At 37.6% G+C, this 12,872-nt stretch carries 12 protein-coding genes and 1 pseudogene; all 13 read left to right on the forward strand.

Annotated elements, in window-relative coordinates; genetic code table 11:
- Position 1: 1 nt before the first annotated feature.
- The 13 genes and pseudogenes from HMPREF2867_RS09145 to HMPREF2867_RS11795 all read left to right on the forward strand — a co-directional run bounded on the left by HMPREF2867_RS09145 (position 2) and on the right by HMPREF2867_RS11795 (position 12,866).
- Entirely contained in the window at positions 2-547 is a 546-nt protein-coding gene (locus tag HMPREF2867_RS09145) for a DUF1697 domain-containing protein (protein ID WP_070577181.1), read from the forward strand.
- 18 nt (positions 548-565) lie between these two features.
- Positions 566-1,375, forward strand: coding sequence for a purine-nucleoside phosphorylase (locus HMPREF2867_RS09150; RefSeq protein WP_070577182.1), 810 nt, complete (start codon positions 566-568; stop codon positions 1,373-1,375).
- Between the two features lie 3 nt (positions 1,376-1,378).
- On the forward strand, positions 1,379-2,626 hold the full coding sequence (locus tag HMPREF2867_RS09155) for a chloride channel protein (RefSeq protein WP_070577183.1): 1,248 nt from the start codon (positions 1,379-1,381) through the stop codon (positions 2,624-2,626).
- Positions 2,623-3,336, forward strand: a complete 714-nt coding sequence (locus tag HMPREF2867_RS09160) for a type 1 glutamine amidotransferase (protein ID WP_037601325.1) — start codon at positions 2,623-2,625, stop codon at positions 3,334-3,336. Before HMPREF2867_RS09155 ends, HMPREF2867_RS09160 begins: the two co-directional genes overlap by 4 nt.
- Positions 3,337-3,733: 397 nt before the next feature.
- A complete protein-coding gene (gene deoD, locus HMPREF2867_RS09165) occupies positions 3,734-4,444 on the forward strand; it encodes a purine-nucleoside phosphorylase (RefSeq protein ID WP_070577184.1) in 711 nt (236 codons plus the stop codon).
- A gap of 339 nt (positions 4,445-4,783) precedes the next feature.
- A complete protein-coding gene (locus tag HMPREF2867_RS09170; protein WP_070577185.1) occupies positions 4,784-6,244 on the forward strand; it encodes an LCP family glycopolymer transferase CpsA in 1,461 nt (486 codons plus the stop codon).
- Positions 6,245-6,976, forward strand: coding sequence for a capsular polysaccharide biosynthesis protein Cps4B (cps4B, locus tag HMPREF2867_RS09175; RefSeq protein ID WP_070577186.1), 732 nt, complete (start codon positions 6,245-6,247; stop codon positions 6,974-6,976).
- A gap of 8 nt (positions 6,977-6,984) precedes the next feature.
- Complete coding sequence (locus tag HMPREF2867_RS09180) at positions 6,985-7,677, forward strand: capsular polysaccharide biosynthesis protein (RefSeq protein WP_048790943.1); 693 nt, start codon at positions 6,985-6,987, stop codon at positions 7,675-7,677.
- A 9-nt stretch (positions 7,678-7,686) separates the two neighbouring features.
- Positions 7,687-8,427 (forward strand): tyrosine-protein kinase, encoded by a 741-nt coding sequence (locus HMPREF2867_RS09185; protein WP_002890888.1) that lies wholly within the window; start codon positions 7,687-7,689, stop codon positions 8,425-8,427.
- A gap of 56 nt (positions 8,428-8,483) precedes the next feature.
- Complete coding sequence (locus HMPREF2867_RS09190) at positions 8,484-9,851, forward strand: sugar transferase (RefSeq protein ID WP_070577187.1); 1,368 nt, start codon at positions 8,484-8,486, stop codon at positions 9,849-9,851.
- Positions 9,852-9,883: 32 nt separating this feature from the next.
- Positions 9,884-11,056 (forward strand): beta 1-4 rhamnosyltransferase Cps2T, encoded by a 1,173-nt coding sequence (gene cps2T / locus HMPREF2867_RS09195; RefSeq protein ID WP_070577188.1) that lies wholly within the window; start codon positions 9,884-9,886, stop codon positions 11,054-11,056.
- Between the two features lie 2 nt (positions 11,057-11,058).
- Complete coding sequence (locus tag HMPREF2867_RS09200) at positions 11,059-12,204, forward strand: glycosyltransferase family 4 protein (protein WP_070577189.1); 1,146 nt, start codon at positions 11,059-11,061, stop codon at positions 12,202-12,204.
- Between the two features lie 60 nt (positions 12,205-12,264).
- A pseudogene (locus tag HMPREF2867_RS11795) lies at positions 12,265-12,866 on the forward strand (DUF1919 domain-containing protein).
- Positions 12,867-12,872 lie beyond the last annotated feature (6 nt).

Here is a 12,872-nt window from a genome sequence, read left to right on the forward strand (position 1 = left end):
AATGAAGCGCTATGCATTTTTGGTTCGTGGAATAAACGTTGGTGGTCGTCACAAGGTAGTCATGGAGGAATTTTGTCGTGAGTTGGAAGAACTCGGTATGTCACATGTTTCTTCCTATATAAATAGTGGAAATCTTTTCTTTGATTCTACCTTGATGAAAGAGGAACTCCTCTTAGTTTTAGAGGAATTTCTAAATAAGGCTTATCCATTTATTAAGGTATTTTCTCTTTTTACTCTTGAAGATTATCAAAATGAAGTGGCCTCATTACCTAAGTGGTGGGAAGATGATTTCTATAGAAAAGACGTCCTCTTATTCACTGAAAGACTTGATAAGAACGAAATGAAGAAGATTATTAACTCTTTAGAGTTGGGAGATGAAATTATTCATCTTGGTCAACTTGGAATCTACTGGGGTAAATTTGATAAATCAAGCTATAACCAAACGGCTTATCATAAGAAGCTATTGAAAGCATCTTTTTATCCTTCTATAACCATTCGAAATGCAAGAACTTTTTCAAAAATTGGTCAGTTTTTAAGAATGAAATAAAATTAAGGGAGAATTAACATGTCGCTACTTGAAAAAATTAGAGTTACTCAAGCATTTTTGGAAAGTAAAGGAATTGAAAAACCTGAGTTTGGTTTAATTTTGGGTTCTGGACTTGGTGAGTTGGCTGAAGAAGTTGAAGACGCAGTTGTTATTGACTATGCGGATATTCCAAACTGGGGACAATCAACGGTTGTCGGTCATGCTGGAAAACTTGTTTATGGAACTTTGTCTGGACGTAAGGTTTTAGCTCTTCAAGGACGTTTCCATTTTTATGAAGGAAATCCGCTTGAAGTAGTTACTTTCCCTGTACGTGTTATGAAAGCTCTTGGATGCGAAGGAGTTGTTGTAACCAATGCAGCTGGTGGTATCGGCTTTGGTCCAGGTACTTTGATGGCCATCACTGACCACATCAACATGACTGGTCAAAATCCATTGATTGGAGAAAACTTGGATGATTTTGGTCCTCGTTTCCCTGATATGTCTAAAGCGTATACTCCAGAATACCGTGAGACTGCACATCGAGTTGCTGACAAATTGGGCATAAAATTAGATGATGGTGTCTATATCGGCGTAACTGGTCCAACTTACGAAACTCCAGCTGAAATTCGTGCTTATAAGACTCTTGGTGCAGATGCTGTTGGGATGTCAACTGTCCCTGAAGTTATTGTTGCAGCACATTCTGGTTTGAAAGTTCTTGGTATTTCATGTATTACCAACTTTGCGGCCGGTTTCCAAGAAGAACTCAATCACGAAGAAGTTATGGAAGTGACAGAACGTGTTAAAGGGGATTTCAAAGGCTTGCTGAAAGCTATTTTGGCTGAACTCTAAAACATGATTTTTCGGGAAATAAAACGTTTAATCTCGTCAGCTAAGTTAATTAGGTTAAGTTTGGCTGTTTTGACAACCGGTATAGCTTCTGGTCTGATCGGTATTCTTTGCCACTATCTTTTAGATTTTATAAAAATTCTTACTTTTGGCAATGATACGACAGATCTCTTGTTACAATTTAATTCTGTAAGTGCTTATCGACGCTTCGTAGTTATAGTGGTAGCTGGTGTCTTAGCTAGTATCTTTTGGTATTTCCTTCAGCGTCGAGTGTCCCTTCTTTCCATTAGAAAGGTTAAGCAACTCGTTGGCAAGAAGAGTCCAAATTTTCTTGGCCAAAGTCTACATGCTTTGGTTCAGGTAGCAATCGTTGGAGCAGGTGCTTCGGTAGGCAAGGAAGCAGCTCCACGAGAATTAGGTGCCTTATGTGCTGGCAGTTTATCAAAAAAACTGGGTTTAGAAATTCCTGAAAGACAACTCATGATTGCATGTGGTGCAGGAGCAGGTTTAGCTGCGGTTTACCAAGTTCCCTTTGCCAGTACACTGTTTGTTTTGGAAACTTTGGGAGTTGCTTGGAAACTGAAAAACATTGGTATCATTCTTGTGACAACCTATTTGTCAGCTTATTGTGCTCGTCCAATTGTTGGTGGGAAAGCTATATATTTAGTTGATAAAGTAAGCTTACATCCTACTAGTTTGATACAGATTCTTGTTTTGACGCTGTTTGTAACTCCGCTTGCTCTTATATTTAAAGTTTTAGCTAAAAAGGCGAGTAAAAGTCGTATAACAGATAAACATATTCTCTGGACCATGCCCGTCTCTTTTATAATATTAGGTGGTATTGTAGCTTTCTATCCTATAATCATGGGAAATGGTCAGGTTCTAGCACAATGGATGTTCTCTGGAGGAACTTCGGAATACCTTCCGATTTTGCTAGTAATCAAAGGGCTTATTGTGTGCTTGTTGCTATGGTCAGGTACTTATGGAGGAACACTGACGCCTTCGTTTACTTTAGGTGTCGGATTTGGTTTCTTATTAACAAGGTGTCTTGAGACTTTTGGTTTATCCCTAAATCCTAATCTAGGAATGTTACTTGGTGCAACCATATTTTTAGTAACAACTTTGGATGCTCCTCTGACGGGAATAGCCTTAGTTCTAGGTTTTACCGGTCAAGGAGGGCTAGTAGCAATTCCTCTAATCTTAGCGGGTCTACTATCAAGGATAATTAATAATAGATGGAAGAAAAAACAATGAATATTCATTTTATCTTACACGAAACGTTTGAAGTTCCAGGAGCCTATTTAAAATGGGCTCAAGACCGTGGGCATAATATCACATCAACCAAGGTATATGAGGAAGAGGTCCTTCCTGAAACCGTTGAAGGTATTGATTTTCTAATTGTGATGGGTGGTCCTCAGTCACCTGATGAGGATCGTCAGACCTTTCCTTATTATGACCCAAACGCTGAGATTGCATTTATGCAAAAGGCAATTGCTGCTGATATCTATATTGTTGGTGTATGTTTGGGAGCTCAGCTTCTGTCTGTAGCCTATGGTGGTAAGTATGAGCATAGTCCAGAACGCGAAATTGGGGTGTTTCCAATAACACTTACGGATGATGGATTAGCTGATGAGCATGTCAAAGGTTTTGGCACAACTCTCAATACTGGCCACTGGCATGGTGATATGCCTGGATTGACTGATAATGCAGTTGTTCTTGCTACTAGTCAAGGTTGTCCACGTCAAATTATTCGCTTTAGTCCTAAACACTATGCCTTCCAAGCACACCTAGAGTTTGATTCCCAAGCCATTGATTTGCTCATAGCTGCGGATGGCGAAGAACACTTGCGTAAGCAAAATAAGGAGTTACCTTTTGTTCAAACACCTGAACAATTGCGTACCAACGATTATTCAGAAATGAACAAGAAGTTATATGATTTTCTTGATTCATTGACTCAAGCTTAATCCACTTTTAAAAAAGTAATTATTTATCAACTATATAATAGTAGAAAAATTATTTAAAAATAAAAAATAAGAATGGTAGATAGTGTGTTCAGGTTGCTCTTTTACCATCTAAAATAGAAATTACGGGTTAACTGTATTCACTAAATTGAATACGGGCGGAGAACGAAGTAAAAAGATAAACTGTCTAGCATTTATAATGTGTTGTCAGTTTCCAATTATTATTTTGTTCTCTGTCGCCTGTCCTGTATATAAAAAATGAAAGGAAGGGTAGTTCAGGTTTGAAACTGAACCCGGACTAGAGTATGTGTAAAAAAGATAAATCCTCCTAGATGCGAAGCATCTTTGTTGGATTTCCTATTTTTACTTTGCCTCTTTAACGCCCTTGGTATCTTATATTATGTCTATCCATATTGCTGCTAAGCAAGGTGAAATTGCTGATAAAATTCTCCTACCTGGAGATCCTTTACGTGCGAAATTCATTGCCGATAATTTCCTCGAAGATGCTGTATGTTTCAATGAAGTTCGTAATATGTTTGGTTACACAGGAACATACAAAGGTGAACGTGTCTCAGTAATGGGAACTGGAATGGGGATGCCATCTATCTCTATCTATGCTCGTGAGCTTATTGTTGACTACGGGGTTAAAAAATTGATCCGTGTGGGAACTGCTGGTTCATTGAATGAGGATGTTCACGTTCGTGAGTTAGTTCTAGCGCAAGCGGCAGCGACAAACTCTAACATTATTCGTAACGATTGGCCACAATACGATTTCCCACAAATTGCAAGTTTCAATCTCTTAGATAAGGCTTACCACATTGCTAAAGAGCTTGGTATGACTACACATGTTGGTAATGTCTTGTCTTCTGACGTCTTCTATTCGAACTATGGTGAAAAGAACATCGAGCTTGGTAAATGGGGTGTGAAAGCTGTAGAAATGGAAGCAGCAGCACTTTACTACCTTGCGGCTCAACACCAAGTAGATGCTCTTGCCATCATGACTATTTCTGATAGTTTGGTTAATCCAGATGAGGACACAACAGCTGAGGAACGTCAAAATACTTTCACTGACATGATGAAAGTTGGTCTTGAAACACTAATTGCAGACTAGTTTGTAAAAGGACGCCATTTGGTCGTCCTTTTGTGTTGTAGCTAATATCTGTTCGAAGTGACAATGGTTAAAATTTTTCAAACTACTATAAAAAAATAAAAATATTCGGAAGAAGGATGCTTTTAAGGAATAAGTAAATATCCGACAATTTAAAAAACAACCGCTAAAAATGTGAAAAAGAACTTACAAAACAATGAAAAATGATAGAAATTAAATGCTTGATATCATAATGAAAAACGGTTTCTTCTTTTTTAAAAAGAATGACAATTGAAATGAAGTTATAGTAATGTTATAATGATAATGGGAAATGTCTAATTTTAATTTATAGGAGCAATTTATATGAGTTCGCGTACGAATCGTAAGCAAAAACGTACGAGTAATAGATCGTGGGGGATGGTCAACGTTGGGTTGACCATTCTGTATGCTATTTTAGCATTGGTCTTATTATTCACCATGTTCAATTATAATTTCCTATCCTTTAGGTTTTTGAACATCATTATCACCATTGGTTTGTTGGTAGTTCTTGCTATTAGCATCTTCCTTCAGAAGACTAAGAAATCACCACTAGTGACAACGGTTGTACTGGTTATCTTCTCGCTAGTTTCTCTGGTTGGTATTTTTGGTTTTAAACAAATGATTGACATCACTAACCGTATGAATCAGACGGCAGCATTTTCTGAAGTAGAAATGAGCATCGTGGTTCCTAAGGAAAGTGACATCAAAGATGTGAGCCAGCTTACTAGCGTACAGGCACCTACTAAGGTTGATAAGAACAATATCGAGACCTTGATGTCAGCTCTCAAAAAAGATAAAAAAGTTGATGTTAAAGTTGATGATGTTGCCTCATATCAAGAAGCTTATGATAATCTTAAGTCTGGCAAATCTAAAGCTATGGTCTTGAGTGGCTCTTATGCTAGCCTATTAGAGTCTGTCGATAGTAATTATGCTTCAAATCTAAAAACAATTTATACTTATAAAATTAAAAAGAAGAATAGCAACTCTGCAAAACAAGTAGATTCAAAAGTCTTCAATATTTATATTAGTGGTATTGATACCTACGGTTCGATTTCAACAGTGTCACGTTCAGATGTCAATATCATTATGACCGTTAACATGAACACACATAAGATTCTCTTGACGACCACTCCACGTGATGCGTACGTTAAGATTCCTGATGGTGGGGCAGACCAGTATGATAAATTAACCCACGCAGGTATTTATGGTGTCGAAACATCTGAAAAAACTCTGGAAAACCTTTATGGCATTAATATTGATTACTATGCACGAATTAATTTCACATCTTTCCTTAAGTTGATTGACCAACTTGGTGGTGTGACAGTCCATAATGATCAAGCTTTCACAAGTCTTCATGGGAAGTTTGATTTTCCAGTTGGAGATATCCAAATGAATTCAGAGCAAGCACTTGGATTTGTTCGTGAACGCTATAGTTTAGATGGCGGAGATAATGACCGTGGTAAAAATCAGGAGAAAGTTATTTCTGCGATTGTAAACAAGTTGGCTTCTCTAAAATCTGTATCAAACTTTACTTCAATCGTTAATAATCTCCAAGACTCTGTTCAGACAAATATGTCTTTGGATACCATTAATGCTTTGGCTAATACACAACTTGATTCAGGCTCTAAATTTAAAGTAACGTCTCAAGCAGTAACTGGTACTGGTTCTACTGGTCAATTGACCTCTTATGCTATGCCAAATTCTAGTCTTTACATGATGAAACTAGATGATTCGAGTGTGGCAAGTGCCTCTCAAGCTATCAAAAATCTGATGGAGGAAAAATAAGTGATTGACGTTCACTCACATATTGTTTTTGATGTTGATGATGGTCCTAAAACTTTAGAAGAAAGTTTAGACCTTATTAGTGAAAGCTATGCCCAAGGGGTACGTAAGATTGTTTCAACATCTCACCGTCGTAAGGGGATGTTTGAGACTCCAGAGGATAAAATTTTTGCCAACTTTTCTAAGGTAAAAGCAGAAGCAGAAGCACTTTATCCAGACTTAACTATTTATTATGGTGGTGAACTTTATTACACCTCAGACATTGTGGAGAAACTTGAAAAGAATCTTATTCCGCGTATGCACAACACTCAATTTGCTTTGATTGAGTTTAGTGCTCGCACATCTTGGAAAGAAATTCATAGTGGGCTTAGTAATGTTTTGCGAGCGGGGGTAACGCCTATTGTTGCTCATATTGAGCGCTATGATGCCCTCGAAGAAAATGCTGACCGTGTTCGAGAAATCATCAACATGGGGTGCTATACTCAAGTTAATAGCTCTCATGTTCTAAAACCAAAGCTCTTTGGAGATAAAGATAAAGTAAGAAAAAAACGTGTTCGTTATTTCTTGGAGAAAAATTTGGTTCATATGGTTGCTAGTGACATGCATAATCTTGGTCCAAGACCACCATTTATGAAAGATGCTTACGCTATTATCGAAAAGACTTACGGAACGAGACGTGCTCGTAACCTTTTTATCGAAAATCCACAAACACTACTTGAAAATCAATATATATAGGAGAAACTATGACTCAGGAAAACACGAAGCGTGTTGAAATCGATGTACTTGCACTATTGCAAAAACTTTGGACTAAAAAAGTATTTATTTTATTTACAGCCTTTTATGTCGCTGTCTTTGCCTTCTTAGGAACTTACTTCCTCATTCAGCCAACATATACATCGTCTACACGTATTTATGTGGTTAATCAAGCTAATGATGGCAAAAACCTTTCTGCTCAAGACTTGCAGGCCGGTACATTTTTGACAAAAGACTACAAAGAAATTATTACATCAAACGATGTCTTGTCAGAAGTTATCAAAGATGAAAAATTGAATATGACAGAAGCAGAACTTGCTAAAATGATTTCAGTTAATATTCCTACTGATACTCGTCTTATTTCAATTTCTGTTAATGCTAAAACTGGTCAAGATGCGCAAACACTTGCCAATAAGGTTCGTGAAGTTGCTTCAGAAAAAATCAAGAACGTGACAAAAGTTGAAGATGTTACAACGCTTGAAGAAGCTAAATTGCCAGAGTCACCATCTTCACCAAATATCAAACGTAATGTGCTTCTTGGAGCAGTGCTTGGAGGATTCCTTGCAGTGGTTGGTGTATTGGTACGTGAAATCCTAGATGATCGTATTCGCCGTCCAGAAGATGTGGAAGATGCCCTTGGAATGACACTTCTTGGAATTGTCCCTGATACAGATAAAATTTAAGGAGAAGAAATGCCTCTATTAAAGTTAGTAAAATCTAAAGAAAACTTTGCCAAACAAACAGAAGAGTATTACAATGCCATTCGCACAAATATTCAATTTTCTGGTGCTCAGATGAAAGTGATTGCGGTTAGCTCTGTTGAAGCTGGTGAAGGAAAATCAACGACATCTGTTAACTTGGCGATTTCATTTGCTAGTGTCGGGCTCCGAACACTTCTCATTGATGCAGATACTCGTAACTCTGTTTTGTCAGGTACATTTAAATCAAATGAGCCTTATAAAGGCCTTTCAAATTTCCTTTCTGGAAATGCTGATTTAAATGAAACGATTTGTCAAACTGATATTTCAGGTTTGGATGTCATTGCATCTGGTCCTGTACCACCTAATCCAACAAGTCTTTTGCAAAATGACAATTTTAGACATTTGATGGAAGTTGCTCGTAGTCGTTATGATTATGTCATAATTGATACGCCACCAATTGGTTTGGTCATTGATGCTGTTATTATTGCCCATCAGGCTGACGCTAGTCTTTTGGTTACAGCAGCTGGGAAAATCAAACGTCGCTTCGTAACTAAGGCTGTTGAACAATTGGAACAAAGTGGTTCTCAGTTCTTAGGTGTCGTCCTTAATAAAGTTGACATGACAGTTGATAAATATGGATCATATGGTTCTTACGGATCATATGGTGAGTACGGGAAAAAATCAGACCAAAAAGAAGGTCATTCAAGAGCACATCGTCGTAGAAAAGGATAGCATTAATGGGGATGATGCGGCTCCTTATACCTTAACAGATTAAAAAGGGGTTTAGAGTGAAAGAAAAACAAGAAATTCGTCGCATTGAAATTGGTATTATACAGTTGGTTGTGGTTGTTTTCGCAGCCATGGTAGCTAGTAAAATACCATATACAGAGATTACCCAAGGAAGCATTGTCCTTTTAGGTGTCGTACATGTAGTGTCTTACTATATTAGTAGTTATTATGAAAATCTTAAGTATAGAGGCTACTTGGATGAACTCATTGCAACTGTCAAATATTGTTTCATATTTGCTCTAATTGCAACTTTCCTCTCATTTTTTGCAGATGGAAGTTTTTCAATCTCACGTCGCGGACTTCTTTACGTCACCCTAATTTCAGGTGTTCTCTTATACTTTACAAATACAGTTCTTAAGTATTTCCGCTCATCTATTTATACCCGTCGTAAAAGTAACAAGAATATTCTCTTGATTTCTGATCAGGCACGTCTTGAAAATGTTTTGTCTCGTATGAAAGACAATATGGATGGTAGGATTACAGCAGTTTGTGTCTTGGATAATCCTTATTTCACGGATCCATTTATCAAGAGTGTTAAACCTGAAAATTTGATTGAATATGCGACACACTCAGTAGTAGACCAAGTTTTGATTAATCTGCCAAGTGAGCAGTATAAGATTTGGGATTATGCATCACCTTTTGAGCTCATGGGAATTCCAGTTTCTATTAATTTGAATGCCCTTGAATTTATGAGTCAGGGTGAAAAACGTATCCAACAATTGGGTCCTTTCAAAGTTGTTACGTTTTCAACGCATTTTTATAGCTATGGAGATATCATGGCGAAACGTTTCCTCGATATCTGTGGAGCCCTAGTTGGTTTGGTGCTCTGTGGGATTGTTGGAATCTTCCTTTATCCTCTTATTCGTAAAGATGGAGGACCAGCTATTTTTGCTCAAGATCGTGTTGGAGAAAATGGACGTATCTTCAAGTTTTATAAATTCCGTTCTATGCGTGTTGATGCGGAAGAAATTAAGAAGAATTTGATGGCACAGAATCAAATGTCTGGTGGTATGTTTAAGATGGACAATGATCCACGTATTACCAAAATTGGACATTTCATTCGTAAAACGAGTCTTGATGAACTTCCACAATTTTGGAATGTTCTAAAAGGTGATATGAGCTTGGTAGGAACACGTCCACCAACATTGGATGAGTACGAATCTTATACACCTGAACAAAAACGTCGCCTCAGCTTTAAACCAGGTATTACTGGTCTTTGGCAAGTAAGCGGTCGAAGTGAAATTACTGATTTTGATGAAGTTGTAAAACTAGACGTTGCTTATATGGACGGATGGACAATCTGGCGCGATATCAAAATATTATTGAAAACAATTAAAGTAGTAGTAATGAAGGATGGAGCAAAGTGATGGCTTTCTCCATTTCTTTTAATGGTGATTAAATGACAAAAACAGTTTATATCGTTGGTTCTAAGGGAATTCCAGCAAAATATGGTGGATTTGAGACCTTTGTTGAGAAGTTGACAGAGTTCCAACAAGACAAAGATATCCAATATTATGTAGCTTGTATGCGTGAAAATTCTGCTAAATCAGGAATTACAGCAGATACTTTCGAACATAACGGTGCTAAATGCTACAATATTGACGTCCCAAATATCGGGCCCGCACGTGCCATCGCTTATGACATCGCAGCTCTTAATAAGGCCATTGAGATTGCTAAGGAAAATAATGATCAAGCACCAATCTTCTATGTTTTGGCCTGCCGAATTGGTCCATTTATCTCAGGTATTAAAAAGAAAATCAAGGCTATCGGTGGTACCCTTATGGTTAACCCGGATGGTCATGAATGGCTTCGTGCAAAGTGGAGTCTTCCGGTTCGTAAGTATTGGAAAATTTCAGAGCAACTCATGGTTAAACATGCAGATCTCTTGATTTGTGATAGTAAAAACATTGAATCTTATATTCAAAATGATTATGCGAAGTATCGTCCTCAAACAACCTATATTGCCTATGGAACTGATACAACTAAATCTCGATTGACTAAGGTTGATGATAAGGTACGCACATGGTACTTCGAAAAGGGTGTTATTGAAAACAATTATTATCTTGTTGTAGGACGTTTTGTGCCTGAAAATAACTATGAGGCTATGATTCGTGGTTTTATGGCGTCTAGCTCCGATAAGGATTTTGTTCTCATTACCAATGTTGAAGAAAACAAATTTTACGACAAGTTGCGCCAGGAAACTGGTTTTGACAAGGATCCTCGTGTGAAGTTTGTCGGAACTGTTTATGACCAAGAATTGCTCAAGTACATTCGTGAGAATGCCTTTGCTTATTTCCATGGTCATGAGGTAGGTGGAACCAATCCATCACTTCTTGAGGCACTTGAGTCAACTAAGCTCAATCTCTTGTTGGATGTTGGCTTTAACCGTGAAGTCGGTGAAGATGGTGCTCTCTATTGGAAAAAAGACCAATTGGCAAGTGTCATTAATCAAGCTGAACAATTGGATGAACAAGCTATCGCAGACCTCAATCAAAAATCAAGTAAACGTATCGAAGAAGCCTTTACTTGGGAAAAAATTGTTACAGACTACGAGAAAGTATTTAAAGGATAGAAATGCAGAAAATTTTATATCTTCACGCTGGTGCCGAAATGTATGGTGCTGATAAGGTTTTGTTGGAGCTTATTAAAGGATTGGATAAAGAAGCCTTTGAGGCTCATGTCATTTTGCCCAACGATGGCGTCTTAGTGGGTGCATTGGAAAAGGTTGGTGCTAAGGTAAAAGTTATCGATTATCCAATCTTGCGCCGGAAGTATTTTAATCCTAAGGGAATTCTTGAGTATTTTGGCTCTTATAATCGTTATTCAAAGCAAATTGCTAAATATGCTAAGGAAAATGGCATTACTCTTATTCACAATAATACGACTGCGGTACTTGAGGGAATTTATCTCAAACGTAAGTTGAAACTTCCTTTGATTTGGCATGTTCACGAGATTATCGTCAAACCAAAAGCAATCTCTGATTTCATCAACTTTTTGATGGGGCGTTATGCTGATACGATTGTGACAGTTTCAAATGCTGTGGCCAACCACGTGAAGCAGTCTCGCTTTGTAAAAAATGACCAAGTTCAGGTCATCTATAATGGTGTTGACAATGCCGTCTATCATGAAATGGATGCCAGCGCAGTTCGTGACCAGTTTGGTATCGCACAGGATGCCTTGGTTATCGGAATGGTTGGTCGAGTGAATGCTTGGAAAGGTCAAGGCGATTTCTTGGAAGCAGTGACTCCAATCTTAAAGGCTAATCCAAAAGCAGTAGCCTTTCTGGCAGGGAGTGCTTTTGAAGGTGAAGAGTGGCGTGTTGATGAGCTGGAAAAGGCAATATCAGACTCACCAGTAGCTGGACAAATCAAGCGTATCAATTATTATAGTAAGACAACAGAGCTCTATAATATGTTTGATATCTTTGTCTTGCCAAGTACCAATCCAGATCCCCTACCAACCGTAGTTCTCGAATCAATGGCTTGTGGCAAACCTGTAGTCGGCTACCGTCATGGTGGTGTCTGTGAAATGGTTAAGGAGGGTGAAAACGGTCTTCTTGCCACACCAAATCAGCCTGCAGAATTGTCTAAGGCCATCCAAGAATTGGCTGATAACACTGAGAAGAGAGAGCAATTTGGCAAGGCCTCTGTTAAACGCCAAAAAGAACTCTTCTCATTACAAAGTTATATTCGTAATTTCTCAGAGCTATATAAGAAATAAAAAGAAGTTCTAAGAAGTACTAATATGAACAGTGAAACACTAAAAAATAAATTATAACCAATCGTTTATCCAATTATTAATTTTATTCCTAGACGAAGACTTAAGAATAAAAATTTTACGATCATTTGTGATAATTGTTGGGCTGGAAAAGTCTATCAGGAATTGGGCTTACCTTATCAAACACCATTTGTAGGGATGTTTGTCTTTTCTCCTGATTACATCAAGATGCTTAAGAATTTAAAACACTATTTGAGTGGTAGTATCTCTTTGACATTTGTTAAGGAATCGAAATACATCAAAGACTTTGATAATGCCTATCCTTTAGCACTTCTTGATGATATTGAACTTCATTTCCTGCATTATGCTGATGAAGAGGAAGCAACTCAAAAATGGAACCGCCATTTGAAGAGAATACATTGGGATAATTTGTATTTCAAGTTCAATGATAATGATGCTTGTACTACGAGCTGATGAAAGAGTTCGAAGAGCTTCCATACAAGAGTAAGGTGATTTTCTCTTCGAAGAATTACAGTAATCTACCTTCATTGGTCCATTTTAAATCAGCTGAGAAGCAAGGACATGTTGGGATTGATTTGAAAACTTACCACCGCTATTTTAATGTTGTAACTTGGTTGAATAAGGGCGGAGAAGATTTAACATAAAATAAA

Origin of the sequence: Streptococcus sp. HMSC064H09 (assembly GCF_001812625.1) — a bacterium.
In the GTDB taxonomy this organism is placed as follows: Bacteria; Bacillota; Bacilli; order Lactobacillales; family Streptococcaceae; genus Streptococcus.

Coding starts and splice junctions, on each gene's coding strand:
- HMPREF2867_RS09200 (WP_070577189.1), top strand. CDS start 11,059: ATGCAGAAAATTTTATATCTTCACGCTGGTGCCGAAATGTATGGTGCT.
- HMPREF2867_RS09150 (WP_070577182.1), top strand. CDS start 566: ATGTCGCTACTTGAAAAAATTAGAGTTACTCAAGCATTTTTGGAAAGT.
- HMPREF2867_RS09185 (WP_002890888.1), top strand. CDS start 7,687: ATGCCTCTATTAAAGTTAGTAAAATCTAAAGAAAACTTTGCCAAACAA.
- HMPREF2867_RS09170 (WP_070577185.1), top strand. CDS start 4,784: ATGAGTTCGCGTACGAATCGTAAGCAAAAACGTACGAGTAATAGATCG.
- HMPREF2867_RS09180 (WP_048790943.1), top strand. CDS start 6,985: ATGACTCAGGAAAACACGAAGCGTGTTGAAATCGATGTACTTGCACTA.
- HMPREF2867_RS09145 (WP_070577181.1), top strand. CDS start 2: ATGAAGCGCTATGCATTTTTGGTTCGTGGAATAAACGTTGGTGGTCGT.
- HMPREF2867_RS09160 (WP_037601325.1), top strand. CDS start 2,623: ATGAATATTCATTTTATCTTACACGAAACGTTTGAAGTTCCAGGAGCC.
- HMPREF2867_RS09155 (WP_070577183.1), top strand. CDS start 1,379: ATGATTTTTCGGGAAATAAAACGTTTAATCTCGTCAGCTAAGTTAATT.
- deoD (WP_070577184.1), top strand. CDS start 3,734: ATGTCTATCCATATTGCTGCTAAGCAAGGTGAAATTGCTGATAAAATT.
- cps2T (WP_070577188.1), top strand. CDS start 9,884: ATGACAAAAACAGTTTATATCGTTGGTTCTAAGGGAATTCCAGCAAAA.